20 protein-coding genes and 1 pseudogene are annotated in these 21,841 nt (G+C 64.9%); 8 read left to right on the plus strand and 13 right to left on the minus strand.

From position 1 onward, the window contains the following. Window positions 1-8: 8 nt before the first annotated feature. From U8330_RS03880 to U8330_RS03895, 4 genes are read right to left on the minus strand one after another with little or no spacing between them, the layout of a single operon-like run. Window positions 9-1,697 (minus strand): ABC transporter ATP-binding protein, encoded by a 1,689-nt coding sequence (locus tag U8330_RS03880; RefSeq protein ID WP_323103823.1) that lies wholly within the window; start codon window positions 1,695-1,697, stop codon window positions 9-11. Continuing rightward, a complete protein-coding gene (locus U8330_RS03885) occupies window positions 1,694-2,545 on the minus strand; it encodes an ABC transporter permease (protein ID WP_323103824.1) in 852 nt (283 codons plus the stop codon). The genes U8330_RS03880 and U8330_RS03885 overlap by 4 nt, the downstream gene beginning before the upstream one ends. Beyond that, entirely contained in the window at window positions 2,542-3,480 is a 939-nt protein-coding gene (locus U8330_RS03890; protein ID WP_323103825.1) for an ABC transporter permease, read from the minus strand. The genes U8330_RS03885 and U8330_RS03890 overlap by 4 nt, the downstream gene beginning before the upstream one ends. A 48-nt stretch (window positions 3,481-3,528) precedes the next feature. After that, a complete protein-coding gene (locus U8330_RS03895; protein WP_323103826.1) occupies window positions 3,529-4,422 on the minus strand; it encodes a proline iminopeptidase-family hydrolase in 894 nt (297 codons plus the stop codon). Between the two features lie 125 nt (window positions 4,423-4,547). Here U8330_RS03895 and U8330_RS03900 point away from each other — a divergent pair, with 125 nt between their 5' ends. The 4 genes from U8330_RS03900 to U8330_RS03915 all read left to right on the plus strand — a co-directional run bounded on the left by U8330_RS03900 (window position 4,548) and on the right by U8330_RS03915 (window position 8,559). Beyond that, window positions 4,548-5,330, plus strand: coding sequence for a LuxR family transcriptional regulator (locus U8330_RS03900; protein ID WP_323103827.1), 783 nt, complete (start codon window positions 4,548-4,550; stop codon window positions 5,328-5,330). Window positions 5,331-5,395: 65 nt separating this feature from the next. Continuing rightward, the gene (locus U8330_RS03905) at window positions 5,396-6,298 is read left to right on the plus strand and encodes a proline iminopeptidase-family hydrolase (protein ID WP_323103828.1); all 903 of its coding nucleotides are present in this window, start codon (window positions 5,396-5,398) and stop codon (window positions 6,296-6,298) included. 180 nt (window positions 6,299-6,478) lie between these two features. Further along, complete coding sequence (locus tag U8330_RS03910; RefSeq protein ID WP_323103829.1) at window positions 6,479-8,122, plus strand: EAL domain-containing protein; 1,644 nt, start codon at window positions 6,479-6,481, stop codon at window positions 8,120-8,122. Beyond that, entirely contained in the window at window positions 8,119-8,559 is a 441-nt protein-coding gene (locus tag U8330_RS03915; protein WP_323103830.1) for a BLUF domain-containing protein, read from the plus strand. Before U8330_RS03910 ends, U8330_RS03915 begins: the two co-directional genes overlap by 4 nt. A gap of 45 nt (window positions 8,560-8,604) precedes the next feature. On the opposite strand, the gene U8330_RS03920 is transcribed toward U8330_RS03915, so the two are convergent. From U8330_RS03920 to uxaC, 8 genes are all read right to left on the minus strand, one after another. Continuing rightward, a complete protein-coding gene (locus U8330_RS03920; RefSeq protein WP_323103831.1) occupies window positions 8,605-9,222 on the minus strand; it encodes a hypothetical protein in 618 nt (205 codons plus the stop codon). Between the two features lie 191 nt (window positions 9,223-9,413). Then, window positions 9,414-10,457 carry a Gfo/Idh/MocA family oxidoreductase gene (locus tag U8330_RS03925; protein WP_323103832.1) on the minus strand — a complete coding sequence of 348 codons (1,044 nt, stop codon included), beginning with the start codon at window positions 10,455-10,457 and terminating at the stop codon, window positions 9,414-9,416. 29 nt (window positions 10,458-10,486) lie between these two features. After that, on the minus strand, window positions 10,487-11,320 hold the full coding sequence (gene kduI / locus U8330_RS03930) for a 5-dehydro-4-deoxy-D-glucuronate isomerase (RefSeq protein ID WP_323103833.1): 834 nt from the start codon (window positions 11,318-11,320) through the stop codon (window positions 10,487-10,489). 19 nt (window positions 11,321-11,339) lie between these two features. Next, on the minus strand, window positions 11,340-12,122 hold the full coding sequence (locus U8330_RS03935) for a FadR/GntR family transcriptional regulator (RefSeq protein ID WP_323103834.1): 783 nt from the start codon (window positions 12,120-12,122) through the stop codon (window positions 11,340-11,342). Window positions 12,123-12,143: 21 nt separating this feature from the next. Continuing rightward, the gene (locus U8330_RS03940; protein ID WP_323103835.1) at window positions 12,144-13,424 is read right to left on the minus strand and encodes a TRAP transporter large permease; all 1,281 of its coding nucleotides are present in this window, start codon (window positions 13,422-13,424) and stop codon (window positions 12,144-12,146) included. Window positions 13,425-13,428: 4 nt separating this feature from the next. Then, on the minus strand, window positions 13,429-14,043 hold the full coding sequence (locus tag U8330_RS03945) for a TRAP transporter small permease (RefSeq protein ID WP_323103836.1): 615 nt from the start codon (window positions 14,041-14,043) through the stop codon (window positions 13,429-13,431). Between the two features lie 117 nt (window positions 14,044-14,160). After that, a complete protein-coding gene (locus tag U8330_RS03950; protein WP_416236897.1) occupies window positions 14,161-15,087 on the minus strand; it encodes a TRAP transporter substrate-binding protein in 927 nt (308 codons plus the stop codon). Window positions 15,088-15,194: 107 nt separating this feature from the next. Continuing rightward, window positions 15,195-16,601, minus strand: a complete 1,407-nt coding sequence (uxaC, locus tag U8330_RS03955; RefSeq protein ID WP_323103838.1) for a glucuronate isomerase — start codon at window positions 16,599-16,601, stop codon at window positions 15,195-15,197. A gap of 154 nt (window positions 16,602-16,755) precedes the next feature. On the opposite strand from uxaC, the gene U8330_RS03960 reads away from it, so the two are divergent. From U8330_RS03960 to U8330_RS03975, 4 genes and pseudogenes are all read left to right on the plus strand, one after another. After that, complete coding sequence (locus U8330_RS03960) at window positions 16,756-18,243, plus strand: mannitol dehydrogenase family protein (protein WP_323103839.1); 1,488 nt, start codon at window positions 16,756-16,758, stop codon at window positions 18,241-18,243. Further along, window positions 18,240-19,400, plus strand: a pseudogene (uxuA, locus tag U8330_RS03965) (mannonate dehydratase); the annotation flags it as partial. The gene U8330_RS03960 and the pseudogene uxuA, both read left to right, overlap by 4 nt. A 51-nt stretch (window positions 19,401-19,451) precedes the next feature. Then, window positions 19,452-20,168 carry a 2-dehydro-3-deoxy-D-gluconate 5-dehydrogenase KduD gene (gene kduD, locus U8330_RS03970; RefSeq protein ID WP_323107149.1) on the plus strand — a complete coding sequence of 239 codons (717 nt, stop codon included), beginning with the start codon at window positions 19,452-19,454 and terminating at the stop codon, window positions 20,166-20,168. 2 nt (window positions 20,169-20,170) lie between these two features. Next, window positions 20,171-20,509, plus strand: a complete 339-nt coding sequence (locus tag U8330_RS03975) for a cupin domain-containing protein (RefSeq protein WP_323103840.1) — start codon at window positions 20,171-20,173, stop codon at window positions 20,507-20,509. Between the two features lie 39 nt (window positions 20,510-20,548). On the opposite strand, the gene U8330_RS03980 is transcribed toward U8330_RS03975, so the two are convergent. Then, window positions 20,549-21,541 (minus strand): helix-turn-helix transcriptional regulator, encoded by a 993-nt coding sequence (locus tag U8330_RS03980; RefSeq protein ID WP_323103841.1) that lies wholly within the window; start codon window positions 21,539-21,541, stop codon window positions 20,549-20,551. Window positions 21,542-21,841: the final 300 nt, after the last annotated feature.

The following is a 21,841-nucleotide window of genomic DNA, read 5'->3' on the forward strand; positions in this document are numbered from 1 at the left end:
TTTTTTGGTTAGAGATGGGCGTCTGCAGCGGGCGCGCCGGCAAGGCGGGGCGCCAGAAGTCTCTTGTCGGGATCGATGTCGGGGATCGCCCCGATGAGGGCCGCTGTATAAGGCTGCTGCGGCTGCGCGAAGACGCGGGCGGAGGGGCCTTCTTCCACCACCTCGCCATGCAGCATCACGATGACCCGGTCGCAGAGATTGCGAACGATGGCGAGATCATGCGCGATGAAGAGCAGCGTGAGGTTCATGCGCGCCTTCAGTTCCGCGAAGAGATCGACGATCTGCTTCTGGATGGTCACGTCCAGCGCCGCCACGCATTCGTCCGCGATGATGAGGCGCGGATTGACCGCAAGCGCGCGGGCGATGCCGACACGCTGGCATTGTCCGCCGCTCATGCTGCGGGGCTTGCGGCCCGCAAAGGCGCGGTCGAGATGCACGAGGTCCAGCAGTTCCTCGATCCGGCGCGGAATGGCGGCCGGCGCCATGCCGTTGACCTTCAACACCTCGCCCAGGGTCTCGCCGACGGTGAGGCGCGGGTTGAGCGAGTTGAACGGATCCTGGAACACCATCGCCGTTTCGCGCCGGAGGCGCTGCAGCGCGTCGCGCGGCTCTTTGGCGAGATCAATCCCGTCGAAGGCGATGCGGCCGGCGGAGTGTTTGACCAGCCCCAGGATGGCCCGCGCCAGCGTGCTCTTTCCGCTCCCCGATTCCCCGACGATGCCGATCGTTTCGCCGGGCATGACGCGCAGGCTGACGCCCTTGACCGCGCTGACCTTCTTGCCACGGGCGCCGAAGAAGGAGCCGCCGCTGTCGAAGGTCACATGCAGGTCGTCGATCTCGAGCATCGGCCGCGCCGGCGTTTCGGTCGGCGGCGCCGCGGCAACGGCCTCGGGCGCGTCTGCCGCGGCGAGCGACGGGTGGCTGGCAATCAGCATGCGGGTATAGTCGTGTGCCGGCGAAGACAGGATCTGCCGCTTCTCGCCCTGCTCGACGATCCGGCCGTTGCGCATGACCGCGATTCGATCGCAGGTCTGCGCGACGACGCCGAGATCGTGGGTGATGAGGATGACCGACAGGCAGAGCTTGTCGCGCAGCGCCATGATCAGGTCGAGGATCTGCGCCTGGATCGTCACATCGAGCGCCGTGGTCGGCTCGTCGGCAATCAGGATCTTCGGGCGACAGGAGAGGGCGGCGGCGATCATGGCCCGCTGGCGCATGCCGCCCGAGAATTCATGCGGATAGTTGTCGTACTGGCGGGCCGGATCGGGGAAGCCGACCTGGATCAGCATGTCCACCGCCGCCGCGCGGGCCTCGCGCGCGCTGGCGCCCTGGTGGAACCGGATGCCCTCGGCAATCTGGTCGCCGATCTTCATCACGGGATCGAGATGGCTCGTCGGGTTTTGAAAGATCATGCCGATCTCGCTGCCGCGCACCGCCAGCATCTCGGCCGGTGTCGCCGTCACGAGGTCGCGACCGGCCAGGTCCACCGTTCCATGATCGACCGACAGCCTGCGGGAAGGAAGAAGACCCATGACGGCGCGGCAGAGCAGGCTCTTGCCGGAACCGCTTTCGCCGACGAGACCGAGAATTTCGCCCTGCGCGAGATCGACGCTGACATGATCGATCAGGGTCTTCTGCGGCGTGACGCCGTTCAAGGTGACGACGAGATCGCGGATCGAGAGGAGCGGCGCGGTCATTCCTGGACTCCGGCGAAGTCACCCAGGCCATCGCCGAGCAGGCTGAAGGCAAAGGCGAGAAACACGATCGACAGTCCCGGGAAGAGGGTGATCCACCAGGCCGTGGTCACGAAGGGCTGGCCCTCCGCCACCATGATCCCCCATTCCGCCGTCGGCGGCTGAACGCCGAGTCCGAGATAGCTGATGGCCGCCCCACTCAGGAGCACGAGGACCGCATCCGACATGACGAAAACGAGGGAGCCGGCGATCGCGTTCGGCAGGAGATGGCGGAACATGATGCGCATCTTGCCGAAGCCGAGGCTGACGGCCGCGACCGCATAGTCGCTGTTCTTCAGCACCAGGATCTGCGCGCGCACCAGCCGGGCATAGGAGACCCAGCCGACCAGCGCCATGGCGATGTAGAAACTGGTAAGGCCCGGACCGAGAATGGCGATGATCGAGAGCATCAGGACCAGGAAGGGAAAGGCGAGGATAATGTCGATGATGCGCATCAGCACCGCATCGACGATGCCGCCGAAAAAGCCGGCCAGCGTGCCGATCAGGGTTCCGATGACGAAGGGGAAGACGACGCCCAGAAAGGCCATCTGCAGATCGATCCGCGTGCCCCAGATCACCCTCGATAGGATGTCGCGCCCGAAATTGTCGGTGCCGAAGGGATGCAGGAGGGAGGGCGGCTGCAGCCGTTGATCCGCCATCTGCAGGATCGGATCGTAAGGCGCGAAAAGCGGCGCGGCACAGGCCAGGATTACGAAGAACAGCAGGATCGCCGCGCCGATCGCAAGGGCCGGATGCTGGCCGAGCCTGGAGGGCGCGCGTGCGGCCGGTGTCTCGACGACAGGAACAGTCATAGCTTCACCCTCGGGTCGATCGCCACCGTGATGATGTCGGCGAGGAAATTGACGAGCACGGTCGCGCAGGCAAACACCATGGCGACGCCCTGGACGACCATGTAGTCGCGCGAGAAAATGGCGCGCACCAGAAGCTGGCCCATGCCCGGCAGTGCAAAGACGCTTTCGACGACGACGGTGCCGCCGATCAGCCAGCCGATGTTGACGGCCAGGAGGTTGATGGTCGGGACGAGGGAATTCGGCAGGACATGCCGCCAGAAGACGATGCTTTCCGGCATGCCGCGCGCCCGCGCCGCCGTCGCGATGTCCGAGCGCAGCTGCTGGATCATGGCGGCGCGCAGGCTGCGGGTCAGAACGGCCGATAGCGACAGCGCCACCGTCAGGCTCGGCAGCGCGAGATGCCACAGCTTGTCTCCGATCGTCGCGCCATAGCCGGAGACGGGAAAGAGGTCGAGCCGGACACTGAAGAAGATGATCAGCATCAGGGCGAGCCAGAAGGGCGGAAAGCCGATGCCCATGGTCGAGACGACCCGGACCGCCTGGTCTGCCAGCCTGCCCTGCCGGCGCGCGGCGATCGCCGACATCGGGACCGCGATGAGAATGGCGAGCAGAACGCTGGTGAGCACCAGCATCAGCGTCGGCTCGATCCGCGCGGCGACCAGCTTCAAGACGTCGATCTTGTAGAGGATCGACTTGCCCATTTCGCCGTGGCCGAGGTTGCGAATGAAGTAGAAATATTGAAGCCAGATCGGCTCGTCGAGGCCGTATTGCTTGCGGATCTGCGCGATCGCCGTGGGCGTCGCCCTGGTGCCGAGCAGGACGCGGGCCGGATCGCCGGGAATGAGGCGCACGAGCACGAAGGTGATGATGCTGATGCCGAGGAGCACGGGCAAAAGCTGCAGCGGCCGGTAGAGAACGAACTTAAAGCGATGCATGGGGTCGGCGTTTGCCCTTGTCTTGCGCGGCGTGGACCGGATCCGCCGTCATTGCACGGACCCGTTGCGCGACAGGAAGTTCGTCAGCGCGGGGTAATAGGCCTCCGGGTTCTCGTAGAACGGCATATGGCTGGCATTGCGGAAGACATGCAGCTCGGCATTGGGCAGCGCATGTTTCATGCGCATCGCGCAGGCCGGCGTCAGCTCGTCGTGTTCGCCGACGGTGATCAGCACGGGAAGCGTCAACCGGGGAAGGTCCGGGATACGGTTCCAGTCCTTCAGATTGCCGGTATAGAGGAATTCGTTCGGCCCCTGCATCGTCTCGTAAGGCCCCATGTTCCAGTCGTCGAGCGAGCGTTTGACGGGTGCCGGCCAGTCGGGCAGGCGGCAGACATGGCGGTAGTTCAGGAGCGTGATCGCTGCCAGATATTCCGGATGGTCGATCGAGCCTTGCGCTTCGTGCTTCTGCATCATCGCCACCGTTTCCGATCCGAGTGCTGCGCGCAACCGGTCAAGCTCGGCTATCAGATGCGGCATGTCGGCGACAGTGTCCTCGAGGATCAATGTCTTCAAATTCTGTTGATACTTCAATGCATAGTCGATGGCGAGCCACCCGCCCCAGGAATGGCCGAGCAGGTGAACACGGCCGAGACCGAGCGCCCGGCGCACCGTTTCGGTTTCCTCCACATAGCGCTCGATCGTCCACAGCGCGGCATCCGTCGGGCGATCCGAGGCCCCGGTGCCGAGCTGGTCGAAGGCCACGACGCGGTATCCCCGGTCGACCAGACAGGAATGGGCATCGCGCAGATAGTCGCAGGGCAGGCCCGGACCGCCGTTCAGGCAGAGAATGGTCTCCTCTCCGCTGCCGAAACTGTAAGCGACGAGTTTGAACCCATCGACCTCGACCTCGATCCGTTCGTCCGGACTCATCTCACGCCACATGCTTGATCCCCGCCTCTCGATCCTGTCTTGACCGTTTTTTCAGCATGGCTAATTTCAACGCATTGCCACCTGCCTGCCAGCTATAAAAAGTGATAGGGTGCCGGCACTGGTCAGCGGAGGTTCGGATGCTTCAGGACATGGCGTCGGTCGCCGCTCGTTTCTCGGCGCGCGACACGCTCGATGGACGGATCGACGAGGCCTTTGCCCTTATGCAGGCAATGGGCTTCGATGGGCTGATCTATGATTACACGCCGTCCACCGCCGGCCTCGACGGGCGGATCGGTATTCCCACCCTGCTGAAACTGCGCAATGTCGCGGGGGACATGCACGACTACTGGTGCGACCGCGAATATTTCCGCATCGATCCGGTGCAGCGTCTCGCGACGCAAACCTCGGTTCCGTTCTTCTGGAGCTATGACCCGGGGGTGGAGACGCGCATCAGCCGTCTCCTGACCGACGAGACGAAGCCGGTCTGCGACTTCCTGCACGCGCATGACATGCTCTCGGGCGTCACGGTGCCGGTTCACCGGCCGCAGGGCGATTATGCGACGGTGACCGGCGTGCGCTACGGCGCGAGGCGCGACTTCATGGCCGAAGCCCTGCACAGGCTCGCAGAATTCGGCCTTCTCGCGCAGATCTTCCACGAGGCTGCCGACGAGCTGTTCGACGAGCCGGTGCGAAACGGATCCGGCGTGCGGCTGACCAAGCGGGAACGCGAATGCCTGCGCTATTCCTCGCATGGGCTTTCCGCCAAGGAGGTCTCGCGCATCATCGACCGATCGGTGCCGACCGTGGTGATGCATCTCAATTCCGCCGCCCGCAAGCTTGGGGCGAAGAACAGGACCGAGGCGGTCGCCCGCGCCGCCCACTATCACCTGCTCGACGAGCCCCCATCCTATAAGTCGTGATAGGTCCCGGGCGCGCCACGCCCTCGCTATAGTCCGGCTTTCCGTCGTCAGAACAGGGAGCGGACGTGGACAGGATCGCATCGCAGGAAGGCTATGTTCCATTCCGTGGGTACCAGACATGGTACCGTGTCACCGGATCGCTCGCCTCGGGCCCGCTGCCGCTCATCGTCGCGCATGGCGGCCCCGGCTGCACCCATGATTATGTCGATTCCTTCAAGCATATCGCCGCGCTCGATGGGCGTGCGGTCATTCATTACGACCAGCTCGGCAACGGCAAATCCACGCGGCTGCCGGACAAGGGCGCTGATTTCTGGACGGTCTCCCTGTTCCTGGACGAACTCGACGCCCTGATCGCTCATCTCGGCATCGGCGATCGCTATGCCTATCTCGGCCAATCCTGGGGTGGGATGCTGGGGGCGGAACATGCAGTTCGCCAGCCGGCCGGGCTGAAGGCGCTGGTGCTTGCCAACTCGCCGGCAAACATGAAGACTTGGGTCGCCGAAGCCAACCGGTTGCGCGGCGCACTTCCCGACGATGTGCAGGCCACCCTTATGCTCCATGAACAGGCGGGGACCCTGACCCATCCGGATTACATCGCTGCGTCGCGCGTGTTCTATGACAGGCATGTCTGCCGGGTCGTGCCGTGGCCCGCGGAGGTCTCGCGCACCTTCGCGATCATGGAGGAGGACAACACCGTCTACCGCACCATGAACGGCCCGACCGAATTCCATGTGATCGGCACGATGAAGGACTGGACGATCGAGGACCGCCTTCACAGCATCACCGCACCGACGCTGGTGCTTTCGGGGCGCCATGACGAGGCAACGCCGCTGGTTGTCCGTCCCTATGTCGAGACCATCCCCCACGCGCGCTGGGTGGTTTTCGAGCAGTCGAGCCATATGCCGCATGTCGAGGAACAGGATCTCTGCCTCTCCACGGTCTCGGACTTCCTGTGCAGCCACGACTGACGCGGCGGAACGGAACCCTTCCGACCTGTGCGACCCTTGATAACTCGCTCATCATCGGGGGGCACAGCGGTTAACCCTTTGGCGACTCTACCGAACGAAGCGGATGAGCGGCGGCAAAAGGTCAGTATCCGCTAACCTTTTGCACCCTATGACTGGCTCCATCGCAATGGTTGAGTCAGCATGAACACGCACAGCCCTCTTTCGCCGGATCCTGTCGCCCGCCTCGCCAGCCCGCCCAGTCCGCAGCATATTCTCGCCGCCCTGCCGCGCCCTGTTCTGGCGCTCGATGAGGAGGGTGTCGTGGTCTATGCCAATGATGCGGCCGAGGCTGTCTTCGAAGGCTGGGTGGTCGGCCTCAATCTTCGCGACCTGATGCCGGGCTTCACCCTGTCCGGCGCATCGCAGAGCGGGCCGGTCGTCCTCCGTCTCGCCTGCCGGCGCAACGAGACTTACGATGTCACGCTCGCAGCACTTGCCGATGGCGGCTTCGTCGTGGATCTGAGGCTCGCGCCGGCGGCCGAGGCGAATTTGATCGCCATCGACCGCGACGAGCTGACGGGTCTTGCCAAGCGCAACACGCTGATGGCCCATCTCGCCGCGGCTCTGGAGCAGGATGCGGGTGCTGCCACCGTTGCCGTCCATTGCGTCGATCTCGATCGATTCAAGACGGTCAATGATACGCTCGGCCATGCGGTGGGCGATCTTCTGCTCAAGAAGGTGGCCGACCGCCTGACCGCGGCCTGCCGCAAGAGCGATCTGGTCGCGCGTCTGGGCGGCGACGAATTCGTCATCCTGCAGCGCGATGTCGAGGACGATGCGGCTGCCGAGCGGCTCGCCGCGCGCATCGTCGATCTGGTCGGCAGAACCTATGTCCTGAGCGGCCATACGATCAACATCGGAGCCAGCGTCGGCGTGGCGCTGCGGGCCGAAGCGGCGCAGGCGCGCGATCTGCTGCGCAATGCGGATCTCGCACTGTACGAGGCGAAGAGGGCTGGCCGCGGCCGGTTCCGCACCTTCGAGGCCAGCATGGACACCGGCCTGCAGGAGCGCCGTGAAATGGAGATCGATCTGCGGCGGGCTTTGGCGCTCAAGCAGTTCGAGCTCAGCTACCAGCCGTTCGTCGATCTGTCGACCGATCGGGTCATCGGCTTCGAGGCCTTGTTGCGCTGGACCCATCCGGTCAAGGGCAACATTCCGCCGCTGCAGTTCATTCCGCTGGCCGAGGAGAACGGGCTGATCGTCAAGATCGGCGAGTGGGTGCTGCGCCAGGCCTGCATCGAGGCGGCGACCTGGCCGGACGAGATGATCATCGCGGTCAATGTCTCGCCGCTTCAGTTCAAGGCCGATACGCTGCTGGACACCGTTTCCGCGGCGCTCGCCCGCTCGGGCCTTCCGGCGCACCGGCTGGAGATCGAGATCACCGAAGGTGCGCTTCTTGACGATACCGACAATGTGCTGGTGACGCTTGCCGCCCTGCGCGATCTCGGCGTGAAGATCTCGATGGACGATTTCGGCACCGGCTATTCCTCGCTCGCCTATCTGCAGAAATTCCCCTTCAGCAAGATCAAGATCGACCGGTCCTTCGTCGCCACCGACAGTGCCGACAGCGAGGCCATCCTCAAGGCGGTGGCGAGCCTCGGCACCAGCCTCGGCATGGCGATCACCGCCGAAGGCGTGGAGACCGCGGAGCAACTGGCCCGGATCCGCAGCGAGCGCTGCACCCACGTTCAGGGCTACCTGACCGGGCGGCCGATGCAGCCGGCGAAGATTGCGGACTTCCTGAGCCGATCCAACCCCGACACCGTGAGCGAGACTGCCCGATGACCGACCGCCTTCACCGCCTCGTCTATTACAGCCGCAACCATGTCTCCGCCGATGCTTCAAGCTTTCAGTCCGCGGTCGATGACATTCTGGCCAGGAGCCGGGCCAACAATGCCCGCGATGCCATCACCGGCGCCCTGCTGTTCAATGCCGGCTGCTTCGCCCAGGTCTTGGAAGGGCCGCTCGAAGCGGTCGAGGCGACCTTCGAGCGCATCCAGCAGGACGAACGCCACAGCGATGTCTCGCTTCTGGCCTTCGATCCGGTGGAGCATCGCTCCTTTCCCAACTGGGCCATGGGCTTCATCGGGCTTTCGGACAGGGATGCGGCCCGCTTCTCCGGCATCGCCACCGCAAGCGGCTTTGATCCAGCCCGCCTAAGCGGGGAGGAGATCCATCGGCTGCTGCGCGACCTGACGCTTGAGGAAGAGCACGCGCTCTGACGCAGATTTCCACGAGGGCGGCGGTCCCGCCTCGTCCGGAGACGGTCAGCGCAGCAGGCCGTCCTTGAAGAACTGCTCGAAGCCCTTCAGGTCGTTCGCTGGGCTGCGCTCCCGGTTGATGCTTTCGTCCCTGGCTGCCTTGACGCGCTTGGTCAGTCGCCGCCGTTCCGCAGCCTTCTGGCGGTTCTCTTCCCGGGCGAGGACGTCGTCCTCGCGCCAGGTGTCGACGGTGCCCTGATCGAGCAGCGCCTCGACCTGGCGGGGATCGAACACGTGAAAGGTGATCGCCTTCGCCCGGCCGCGCAGCCGGATCGTGCGTGTTCCGGCGCTGACCAGACGCCCGTCTTCCAGCCAACGCCGCCGCTCGCTTGTGGTGATCGTCAGAATATCCTCGATCTCGCGCGGAAGCACCGGCAGACTATCAAGGGTCGGCAGCAGCGCGGCGAGCCGTGTTTCCAGCGCCGAGAACGCATCCTCGTCCTCTTCGCCCATCGAGAGCGTCAGCGCCATGCCATCGAGCGCCAGCGCCCGATGTGCCTTGCCGCCGAGCCGCGCGCGCAGTTCCTGCAGCAGGCCCTTCGCCCGCAGCGCCGAACCGAGCGTGGCCGTTGTCGGCAGCGCGAAGCTGCGGGTGAAGGCGGCGGCGGGCTTGCTCTTGCTCATGACCCAGCAAATGGGCCGCAGGCTGCCGAGGTCAATCCGTGCGCGGGACCCTTTCGCCTGGCCGTCGCCGAAGCGATCATCCGGACGGAGAGATCCTGGTTGAGCGTGTGCGCGCCCTGCGATCCGCCGAGCGCGACGGCCGGTCTGCGGCGCTCTTCGCTGAGTTCAGGGCTAACACGTCCGCGTCCGCTTCATCCCGGCAGCGGCACGTCCGCATCGAGCCGTGCCCAGCACCCCGTTTCCGCCGACCGCAGGATCGCATCGATCAGGCGGTGGGCGGCAAGCGCATCGTCGGCACTGGCCGATGGCGCCGAACCCTGGTCGAGCGCGTCGAGAAAATCCCGGTGCAGCGCCAGATGGTTGTGGTGCGAGAAGGCCATCGGGTCCGCGCCGCTGCCGCCGTCGGTGTCCGACCAGGCAAACGTGCCCCCGTCCATCAGCTGCACCCGCGCGCCGTCGCCCTCGAGCAGGGCCGAGCCTCGGGTTCCGAAAAGCTGGATGCGATCCGGCAGGCCGGGATAGGCGGCGGTGGTGGCGCTGAGCGCGCCGATCGCCCCGCCCGCGAACCGCAGCGTCGCATGGACCAGATCTTCCGTCTCCATCCGGTGCACCGCACTGGTAACGGCAAGCGCAGAGACGTCGGTCGGCAATCCGACAAGCGCGATGAACTGATCGATCGTGTGGATCGCCTGCGTCAGCAGCACACCGCCGCCGTCGCGCGCCCAAGTCCCGCGGCCAGGCTCGTCGTAATAGGCCTGTGGTCGCCAGTTGCCGAGCGCCATCGTGGCGGAGACGATCTCGCCCAGCGCGCCGTCCCGCATGAGCCGGGCTGTCTCCATGAAGGAGGGACGAAACCGGCGCTGGAAGGTGATGCCGAGCGGGATCCGCGCCGCAGCCGCCACCAGCTGGCGCGACCGTTCCAGCGTCACCTCCAGCGGCTTTTCGAGCAGCACCGCCTTGCCCGTCCGCGCGGCGCGCTCCACCAGGTCGAGATGCGTGTTGGGCGGGGTCAGAACGACGAGATAATCGATCGACGGATCGTCGAACAGCGCCTCGGCCGTCTCCACCACCGGCAGCCCGAAACGCGCCCCGAACGCCGTGCGGCGCGCTTCACTCGGTGCGAACGCCCCAACGACGGTTACCCGGTCCGAAAGGTCGAGCAAACTCAACACATGCGGCGCTGCCGCCATGCCAAGCCCCAGGATTCCAGCACGCCGCTTGCTTTTGCCACTCATGGCGCGGACTGCCTTCCAGAAGGCGTCATCTACCGCATATCTCCAATCGCAACAGCATCGACGTCCGTGTAGTCGACATTGTCGCCGGCCATGGCCCAGATGAAGGCGTAGTTGGAGGTGCCGCAGCCGGAGTGGATCGACCAGGCGGGGGAGAGGACGGCCTCTTCATTGGCCATGACGATATGGCGTGTTTCCGAGGGTTCGCCCATGAAGTGGAAGACGCGGGCCGTGTCGGCGAGATCGAAATAGAGATAGGCTTCCATCCGCCGGTCGTGCACATGCGCCGGCATGGTGTTCCAGACCGAGCCCTTGGCAAGCTGGGTCATGCCGACGACGATCTGGCAGGTCTCGACGGTCGTGGTGAACTGGAAGATCGAGCGCTCGTTCGAGGTTTCCTGGGCGCCGAGGTCGAGGCGCTTGGCATCGGCGAGCGTGATCAGCCGCGTCGGGCAGTTGCGATGGGCGGGGGCGGAAAGCAGATAGAACTTGGCCGGCGCGTCCGCATTCGTCGAGGCAAAGCGGACCGTTTCTCCCATGCCGACATAGAGCATGTCGCGCGTGCCGAGCGGATAGGTCGTCTCGCCGACGGTGATCTCGCCCGCGCCGCCGATATTGACGGCCACGAGCTCGCGGCGCTCGAGGAAGGACTTGGTGCCGTTCGGCTTGATCGTCTCGAGCGGCAGGGCGGTTTCGGCAGGTATGGCGCCGCCGACGATCATCCGGTCGTAGTGGGTGTAGGTGAGGGTGATCTGGCCGGGCACGAACAGCGGGCCGACATGGAAATGGTGACGCAACTCGTCCGTACCCATCATGGCGGCGGCGGCGGGGTCGATCGCGAAACGGGTGCTGTATTCGGTTGTCATGTCACTCTTCTTCCGTGGTTCAAAAGGTTCGGATCCGGGCAGGTGGCGCCGCGTTCATCGTGTAGTCGGATTGCTGGCCGGAGAGCCGCTTGCGATAGCGCTCCTGGGCGGCGAGCAGATGGGCGCGCATGGCGTCGCGCGCGCCATCGGCATCGCCGGCGGAAATCGCCTGCAGGATGCGCAGATGCTCCCGCTGCAGGCCGGCCAGATAGTCGGTCGAAAGAACCTCGACCGAATACCAGGGCGAGTTCCGGTCGCAGGGGATCGTGCGGTCGCCAAGCGCGTCGAGGATCTCGACATAGAAGGGGTTGTTGGTGGCCGAGGCGATCTCGCGGTGGAAGGCGAAGTCGGCCTTGCCGGTCGGCTGTCCCTCCTTGAGAAGATGTTCGAACTCGAAGAAGGCCTCCTGGATGCGGGCCTCCTGCGAAGGGCTGCGGCGGCCTGCGGCAAGGCCCGCACTTTCGATCTCGATGCCCATGCGGACCTCGAGCACGTTCACCGCCTGGCTGATCCGGTTGCCCATATCGGCCGTCAGCGCGCTGATCTTGTGGGTCGGGTGACCAAGCACGAAGACGCCCGCCCCGTGCCGGGCCTCGACCAGATTGTCGGCAGCAAGGGCTGCCACCGCTTCGCGGACCACGGTGCGGCTGACGCCGAAGATCTCGGTCATGCGCTGTTCGGTCGGCAGCCGTTCGCCCACCTGGAAATCGCCGGCCAGGATCTGCGAGCGCAGCGCCTGCGCCACGTTTTCGGAGAGTTTCGGCTTTCGCTCGACCTTCATATCCGCCGGTTGTCCGCTCATCGTCGTTCCACTCCAAAGGCCCTATTTGAACACGCTCGGCAGCCAGAGCGAGAGAGCCGGAATATAGGTGACAAGAAGAAGAACCACGATGCCCGCCCCGTAGAAGGGCCAGATGGAGCGCATGGCTTCCCAGACCGATATCTTTCCCACCGCGCAGGCGACGAACTGCACGCCGCCGACGGGTGGCGTGTTCAAGCCGATACCGTAGTTCAGGATCATGATCACGCCGAAATGGACGGGGTCGACACCATAGGCGGTGGCGATCGGCAGGAAGATCGGCGTGGTGATGATGATCGTCGGGCCCATGTCCATGAAGGTGCCGAGCACCAGCATCAGCACATTGAGCAGGAGCAGGATCATGATCGGATTGTCCGACAGGGTCTGCATCCAGGCGACCAGCGTGGCCGGCACGCGCAGGAAGGCCATGAGCCAGGAGAAGGCGGCCGCGCAGCCGATGATGAGCAGCACCATGGCCGTGGTGCGCACGGCCCCCATCGTCGCATGCACGAAATCCTGCCAGCTCAGCTGCCGGTAGATCAGCAGCGTGACGAGAAGCGCATAGATGACGGCGATGCAGGAGCTTTCGGTCGCCGTGAAGATGCCGGAGCGCACGCCGCCGAAGATGATGGCGATCAGCAGCAGGCCAGGAAGAGCGATGGCAAGCAGATGGAGCACGGCAGCAAAGCCGGGGAACCGCTCTGTCGGATAGCCTCGCTTGCGGGCAACGATATAGGCCGTGACCATCAGCACCGCGGCAAAGAGCAGGCCCGGTACGACGCCGGCGGTGAAGAGATCGGCGATCGAGATCTTGCCGCCGGCCGAGATCGAATAGATGATCATGTTGTGCGAGGGCGGCAGAAGGAGAGCGATCAGCGCTGCCATGGAGGTGACGTTGACCGCATAATCGGCGCCATAGCCGCGGGCCTTCATCTGCGGGATCATCAGCCCGCCCACGGCCGCGGCCTCGGCGACCGCCGAGCCGGAGATGCCGCCGAACAGCGTCGAGGTGAGGATGTTCACCTGGCCGAGCCCGCCGCGCAGATGCCCGACGATCGAGGCGGCGAAGGCGACGATGCGCCCGGCAATGCCGCCACGCACCATCAGGTCGCCGGAGTAGATGAAGAAGGGGATGGCGAGCATCGAGAAGACGCTCATGCCGGAGTTCAGGCGCTGGAACACCACAAGCGGCGGCAGGCCCATATAGAGGACGGTGGCCAGGCTCGACACGCCGAGGCAGAAGGCGATCGGCGTGCCGATCAGCATCAGAAGCGTGAAGCTGCCGAACAGGATCCAGAGTTCCATCGGTTCAATTCCCCTTCGCCACGGGCGGACGGCTGCTCGCGCCGAGCGTGGCGGCGTCCTTGCGGACGTCTTCGATATTTTCGAGTTCGACGGCGATTTCGGTGGGCGCCAGCTCGTCCAGCGCCTCGTCGATCGGCGCGCCGGACAGGCGCATCAGAATCCGTTCGAGCGAGAAGAGCACGATGAGCAGGCCGCCGCCGATCAGCGGCGCATAGTCCCAGGCACCGGAAATGCCGAGCGCCGGCAGCCGGGTTGCAAAGGTCAGGCTGACGAGCTTGGCCCCATACCAGATCATCCCCAGGCCGAAGGCGAAGATGACGATGTCGGAAATCATCCGCAGCCACTTCTTGCCGGCCCGCGGCAGGACATAGAGCAGCACGTCGAAGCCCATGTGGTTGTTCTCCCGCACGCCGACAGCGGCGCCGAGAAAGATGAACCAGCTCATGAGGATCACCGCACCGGGCTCGGTCCAGCTGGGCGAATCGTTCAGCACATAGCGGCAGAAGACCTGCCAGGCGACGATGGCCGTCATGGCGACGAGACCGGCGCCGGCAATATAGAGCGCGGCCGTGTTCAGTTTCGTAAGGACTGGAATGCCGGTCTTGAGGGTGGTGGACATGGTTCGGCTGTCTCCTGACCTTCCCTCCGCGCGGAGGGAACGGGCATGCAAGCTCTGGACAATGGACACACGGCGGCCCGCTGGCCTTCAAACGGCCAGCAGGCAGCCGCGGAGTGGTTACTGCACCGCCTGCACGTCGGCGACGAGCTTCTTCAACACGTCATCGGTGATGTGCTTTTCGTAGACAGGCTTCATCGCGTCGATGAAGCCCTGCTTTTCGACTTCGTTGATCTGAGCCCCCGCCTTTTCGACGGCCGCGCGCGATTCCTGCGTCTTGGCGGCCCAGAGCTCGCGCTGCTTGGCGACGCTGTCCTTGGCCGCCTGCTTGAAGAGCGCCTGGTCCTCCGGCGTCAGCTGGTCGAAGGCCGCCTTGTTCATCACGAAGACCTCGGGGAGGATCGTGTGCTCGTCGAGCGAGAAGTTCTTGGCGACTTCATAGTGCTTGGCGGTATCGAAGCTCGGGAAGTTGTTCTCCGCCCCGTCGATGACGCCGGTCTCGATCGAGGAATAGACCTCGCCGTAAGGCATCGGCGTCGCATTGGCACCGAGCGCGGCCACCATGTCGACGAAGATGTCCGACTGGATGACGCGGAACTTCAGGCCCTTCATGTCCTCAACCGTCTTGATCGGCTTGTTGGCATTGTAGAAGGAGCGGGCGCCCGCATCATAGAAGGCGAGTGCGACCAGGCCGGCCGGCTCGAAGGCGGCCTTGATCTGGTCGCCGATCGGCCCGTCCATGACCTTGTGCATGTGCTCTTCGGAACGGAAGATATAGGGCAGAGCCGGAACGATGGTTTCCTTCACCGTGCCGTTGAAGGGCGCCATGGAGACGCGGTTGAGCTCGATGACGCCGGAGCGGACCTGCTCGATCGTGTCCTTTTCTTCGCCGAGCTGGGCGGAGTGGTAGACCTCGACCGCATAGCGGCCGGCCGTGCGCTCCTTGATCAGCGCACCGAAATACTTGACGCCTTCCACCGTCGGATAGCCATCCGGATGCGTATCCGAGGATTTGAGCACCGTCTGCGCCGAGGCGCTGCCCAGCATCAGAAGCGAAGCGAGCGCGACGCCCGTCCAGAGTTTGGTGATATGCAACATTGTCTCCTCCCAGTTGGCAGGCTTTCGCCTGCTGTTGCGTGGTGTTGTTCAGGGCCTCACAGCTTGTAGGCCCCCTTGGCGAGCCCGTAGGTCAGCGCCTGTGCGAGATCATGGGCCTCCTCTTCCCCAAGCCGGTGCTCGGCCACGAGGCGCGCCAGGAAGGCGCAATCCACCCGTCGCGCGACATCGTGGCGGGCGGGGATCGAGGGGAAGGCGCGGGTGTCGTCGTTGAAGCCGACCGTGTTGTAGAAGCCGGCCGTTTCCGTCGTCATCTCGCGGAAGCGGCGCATGCCTTCGGGGCTGTCATGGAACCACCAGGCGGGCCCGAGCTTCAGCGCCGGATAGACGCCGGCCAGGGGCGCGAGTTCCCGGGCATAGCTCGTCTCGTCGAGCGTGAAGAGAATGATCGACACGCGCGGGTCGGTTCCGACGGCGTCCAGCATGGGCTTCAGCGCCCGGACATAATCGGTCTGCGTTGGGATATCGAAACCCTTGTCACGTCCGAACTTCTTGAAGATCGTCGGCGAATGGTTGCGCCAGGAGCCAGGGTGGATCTGCATGACCAGACCATCCTCGGCGCTCATCTTTGCCATTTCCGTCAGCATCTGCGCACGAAACAGGGCCCGCTGCCGCTCGTCCGCGCGCCCGCTGCGCACGCTGTCGAACAGGCTCTGCGCCTCGGCCGCCGAAAGATTGGCGGTCTCGGCCGAAGCGAGACCATGATCGGTGGCGGTCGCCCCGAAGGACTGGAAATAGGCGCGGCGGTTACGATGCGCTTCCAGATAGCCCTGCCAGCGGCCGGTGTCGCAGCCGCTGATTTCGCCAAGCCGATCGAGCGCCGTGCCGAATCCTTCGAAGTCCGGATCGATCACCGCGTCCGGCCGATAGGCGGGGACGACACGTCCGCTCCAGCCGCTTTCCCGGATCATGCGGTGGGAGGACAGCTCGTCGAGCGCGCCGTCCGTGGTCGAGATCACCTCGATGTTGAAGCGCTCGAACAAGGCGCGCGGCCGGAAGGCGTCGGTCTGCAGCAAGGCTGCGATCGCATCATAGTGCCGGTCGGCATTGGCGGGGGTCAGCGGCTCTTCGAGGCCGAAGAGGTTGGCAAAGGTGTAATCGAGCCAGAGCCGGGTCGGCGTTCCGCGGAAGAGGTAGTAGTTCTCGGCAAAGATCCGCCAGATCTTGCGGCCGTCGGTTTCCACGGCCGAGCCGTCGAGCGTCGGCACGCCGAGATCCTCGAGCCGCACGCCCTGGCTGAACAGCATGCGGAAAATATAATGGTCGGGCACGATGAGAAGCTGGGCCGGATCCGGAAACAGGGCGTTCTCGGCATACCAGCGCGGGTCGGTGTGACCATGCGGGCTGATGATCGGCAGATCCTTGATCGCAGCATAGAGATCACGCGCCACGGTGCGGGCGGCGTCATCGGTCGGGAACAGCAAATCCGGTGCAACAAGGGTCATGAGATCAGCCGCTCCTCCTTCGGCTTTCGCAATCGGTAAGCAGAAGACGACATCATGTCAACATACAAAAAAACACCAGTTGTATGATGACTTTTGCTTGACGGAGCTGCGCTGGTTTTGGCACTCATGCCTTACGCTCAATGGGGGAGGAACCATGGAGATTTCGGAGGAGGCGTCCGCACGGCGCCTATGCAATGACACGCTGCCGATGCTTCCGGACACGGTTGGCCGGCCGGGCTATGATCGCAGCCGCGTCACCGCAGGTATCGTGCATCTTGGTCTTGGCGCCTTTCATCGCGCCCATCAGGCGGCGATCGTCGACAAGTGCCTGGCTGCCGGCGAGGCGGAGTGGGGCATCATCGGCGCTTCGCTGCGCAGCCCCGAGACGCGCGACGCGCTGGCCCCGCAGGATGGGCTCTATACGCTTGCGGTGGTCGATGGCGGCGGCGAACAGCTCTCCGTCGTCGGGTCTCTGCTCGATGTCCTGGTCGCCCCCGATTCGCCGCAGGCCCTGGTCGCGCATCTCACCCATTCCACGATCCGCATCGTCACGCTGACCGTCACCGAGAAGGCCTATCTGCGCACCGCGTCGGGCGCGCTCGCTCTGGATCATCCCGATCTCGTCCATGACCGCGCAGCGCCGGAGAACCCGCGGACGATCTACGGCTTTCTGACCGAGGCGATCGTTCGCCGGCGCGCGCTGGGCCTTGCGCCCTTCACCATCCTCTCCTGCGACAATCTTCCATCAAACGGTGCGACGCTCAAACGCCTGCTTGTCTCCTTCGCCACCGCGCGTGATGCGGCGCTCGGCGCCTATGTGGAGAGCAGCATCGCCTGTCCGTCCAGCATGGTCGATCGCATCGTTCCCGCCACGACAGACGAGGATCGCGCCCGGATTGCCGATACCTTGGGCGTTCGCGATGCCTGGCCGGTTTCGACCGAGCCCTTTCTGCAATGGGTGATCGAGGATCACTTTCCGGCGGGACGGCCCGCCTGGGAGCGGTTCGGGGTGGAGATGGTTGCCGACGTCGCGCCCTTCGAGGAGATGAAGCTGCGGCTGCTGAACGGCGCGCATTCGGCAATCGCCTATCTCGGTCTGCTGTTCGGCAAGACCACCGTGTCCGAAGCTTTCGCCGAGCCGCTGATCCGCCGTTTCGTGCTCGGCCTCTGGGCCGAGGCGATCCCCTCCCTGCCGATGGGCGCCGGCCTCGACCCCCAGAGCTACACGGCCAGCCTCAAGCGCCGCTTCGACAATCCGGCGCTGAAACATCGCACCGCGCAAATCGCCAATGACGGCAGCCAGAAGCTGCCGCAGCGGATTTTGAGCGTGGCTGCCGAGCGGCTCGAGGCCGGCGGGTCCGCCCAGCATCTGATGCTCGTGCCGGCCGCCTGGCTCGCTGCCGCCAGGGCGCGCGGCGCGGCGCCGGCCGCCGGCACCTTCACCGATCCGCTCGACGCGCAATTGGCGGAGATCTTCGCGCAGACGCGCGACGCGCGCGCCACGGTGGATGCCGCCTTTGCGGCAGCGGGCCTTGCCACCGGCCTCGCAGTGCGGGAGCGCCTCGTCGATCTTGCCGCCGCCCATTTGGATCGTCTCTGGCAGCATGGCGCCGAGGCCACAGTGAAGGAGATGCTCGCATGAAGGAAACCTGGCGCTGGTTCGGCCCCGACGATACGGTGACGCTCGCCCATGTCCGCCAGGCGGGCGCGAGCGGCATCGTCACGGCGCTGCATCACTTGAATGACGGCCGCGCCTGGCCCGCCGACGAGATTGCCAGGCGCAAGGCGGAGATCGAAGCGGCGGGTCTCACATGGGACGTGGTCGAGAGCATGATCGTCCACGAGGACATCAAGACCCGCAGCGGCCGTTATCGCGACTATATCGAAAACTACAAGCAGTCGGTGCGGGCCATCGCCGCCGCGGGCATCAAGACGCTCTGCTACAATTTCATGGCGATCACCGACTGGACGCGCACCGACCTGCATGCCCCCATGCCACATGGCGGCGACGCCCTGCGCTTCGATATCGTCGATTTCTGCGCCTATGACGTCCTCGTTCTCAAGCGCAAGGGCGCGGAGGCCGATCATCCCGAAGCGCGGATCGAGGCGGCGCGCGCGCGGCTTGCCGCCATGAGCGAGAGCGATCTCGCCCGACTGGAAACCAACCTGATCGGCTGGGTTCCAGCCCGCGAATTCATCTTCGACCGCGACAGTTTCCGCCGGGCGCTTGCCGTCTACGACGATCTGACGGAGGAGGGCCTGCGCGAAAACCTCTTCAACTTCCTGCGCGAGGTCGTGCCGGTGGCCGAAGAGGTGGGTGTGCGCATGGCGATCCACCCGGACGATCCGGCCTTTCCGATCTTCGGCCTGCCGCGGGTCGTGTCTTCCGCCTCGGCGGCCGAGTCCCTGCTCAACGCGGTGGACTCGCCCACCAACGGCCTGACCCTGTGCACCGGCTCCTACGGGTCGAATGCCGAAAACGACCTGCCTGCCATGGCGGCGCGGTTCGGCCCAAAGATCCATTTCGCCCATCTGCGCAATGTGACGAAGGAGGCCGATGGTTCCTTCCACGAGGCCGAGCACCTTAGCGGCGACACGGACATGGTGCGCGTCGTGGCAGGCCTGATGCGCGAGGAGGCACGCCGGCGCGACGAGGGTCGGGAGGACTGGCAGATCCCCATGCGCCCCGACCACGGCCACGCCATCATCGACGACATCGGCAAACGCGTGAACCCCGGCTACTCCTGCATCGGCCGCCTGAAGGGCCTTGCCGAGCTGCGGGGGATCCAGACGACGTTGACGCAGACGGCGTATCCCTCTGCCTTCAGCCTCCGTGGACAGCGGATTGCGGTGACTGGCGCCAACACCGGGATCGGGCAGGGGATCGCCCTCGCCATCGCCCGCGCCGGCGGCACGGTGATCGGCATCGGACGCTCTTCCATGGAGGAGACCGCCGGCCTTGTGGAGGGGCAGGGGGGTACCTTCGTCGCGGTCAAGGGTGATATTGCCGACAGCAAAGCCTCGGTCGCGCTGCTCGAAGAGATGATGGCGGAGGCCCCGCTCGATGGGTTGGTCAACAATGCCGGCATCATCCGACGTGCCGATGCGGTAGACTTCACGGAGGAGGACTGGGACCAGGTGATGGATGTCAACCTGCGCAGCCTGTTCTTCCTCTGCCAGGCCTATGGCCGCTCCTGCATGGCCAGGGGCCGGGCGGGCCGCATCGTCAACATTGCCTCGCTTCTCTCCTTCCAAGGAGGTATCCGCGTGTCGTCCTATACGGCCTCGAAACATGGCGTGCTCGGCATCACGCGCCTGCTGGCCAATGAGTGGGCGGCCAAGGGCATCAATGTCAATGTGATCGCGCCGGGCTATATCGAGACCAACAATACGGAAGCGCTGCGCAATGATCCCGACCGCAGCAGGGCCATTCTCGACCGGATTCCGGCCGGTCGCTGGGGCGAAGCGCGGGATATCGGCGATGCTGCGGTCTTTCTCCTGTCCGAGGCATCGCGGTACATGCATGGCGCCGTCCTGCCGGTGGATGGCGGATGGCTGGCGAGGTAATCATGGTTCAGAGCACCGACATTTTCATGCGCGCCTCGGAAGGCACGTGGCAGCAGACGCCCGACGGCAATCGCCGGCGGATCGTCTGCTATACCGAGGAACTGATGATGGTCGAGTTCGCCTTCGAGGAAGGCGGTGAGGGCTGGATCCATCATCACCCGCATGTGCAATCGAGCTATGTCGCGGAGGGAACCTTCGATGTCACCATCGACGGCCGGACCGAACGGCTGACCGCCGGCGACAGCTTCATCGTGCCCTCCGGACTGAAGCACGGGGTCAAGGCGTTGGAAAAGGGGCGGCTGGTGGATTGCTTCACCCCGCACCGTGCCGACTTCCTTTAGCGTCTCTCGCCTCGGAGAGCGCAATCGCGCCGATCTTATTCAGTCCCGCCGCTTCCGTGTCTGCAGGGCAGTTTCGCCATAGAGGGTGCGGTAGCGGCGGGTGAAGTCGCCGAAGTGGGGGAAGCCCCAGCGGCTGGCGATGGCGGCGATCGAGGCGTCGTCGTGATCGGCGCGCAGCAGGTCGGCGCGCACCCGCGCAAGCCGGCGTTCGATGATCCACTGAACCGGCGTCTTGCCGAGCTCGCGGCGAAAGGCAAGCTGCAGGGAGCGGACGCCCGTATGAGCGATGGCGGCGATCTCGGCAACGGTCAGGCGCGATTGCAACTGCGCCTCGATATAGTCCATCGCGCGGCGAACCGGCCAGGAGGGGCGGAGCGCGGTGCCGGTATGGCTGTCGCCGCTCACCTTGGGCCAGCTTGCGAGGAACTGGTAGAGGATCATTTCCTCCAGCAGGCTCGCCGTCATGTCGCCGGCATCGATCCCCTCTCGCCGCCGCAGATAGAGCAGGCGGAAATTGTGCCGGAAGGCGCGCATGGCCGGGCCTTCCACATCCACGACAGGCTGAAACTGGGGAAAAGGCAGCTCATCCTTGCCCTCCAGCGCCAGATGGCAGGCAAGCAGCGCCTCGCGGTCCACGGTGCCTGCGAAAGCCGAGAAGCCAGGCGAGGCCTCTTCCGTCACCATTTCATCGAAGGCGACGAACATGGCCTTGCCGGGTGCGCCGATGAAATCCGAATGGGAATTCCGCCGCACCATGGAGCCTTCGGTCACGAAGCGGATGGTGATCTTGTCGAGCGCCAGCTTGGGCTTGGTGACGAAGCCATGGGGCGCGGTCGTGTCCCATTGCGTGATCGCCCCGCCATGCACGCCCTTGATATCGAGGAGAAACGGGTCCTTCTTGATCGAGCGGAAGGCGACGCTCAGGAAACTCATGGCGTTCAGCTGCTCGAGCTGCGTCCGCTCCGGCGAGAACAAGGCAAATTTCGACGGCGGGGGAACCCAGTCGGTACCTGCGAGGGAAAGGCCTGCCATCGGATCGACCCAGCGTATGGCAAGGGGTTCTTGCACATCTGCACATCAAGGCATGAAGAATAAAACGATGTGCCGTTCCGGTCCACCGAAATCGCCGGGACGCAGAAGAAAATCTGACGGCAACCCTCTGATTTTGACAACTTTTTCGCGAAAATTCGAACGATCTACCCGCTCTGCGCAGAGGTGGTCAGGGCCGGCGCCGAGCGCACGGCCCTTTCCTCGACCGAGAGAACCAAACCGGTTTGAGTCGGCGCCTCCTGATCGCTTCCCCGCGGCCTGCCGGTCTCGGCGTTGGCGGGG

It is taken from the genome of Rhizobium sp. CC-YZS058, assembly GCF_034720595.1.
In the GTDB taxonomy this organism is placed as follows: Bacteria; Pseudomonadota; Alphaproteobacteria; order Rhizobiales; family Rhizobiaceae; genus Ferranicluibacter.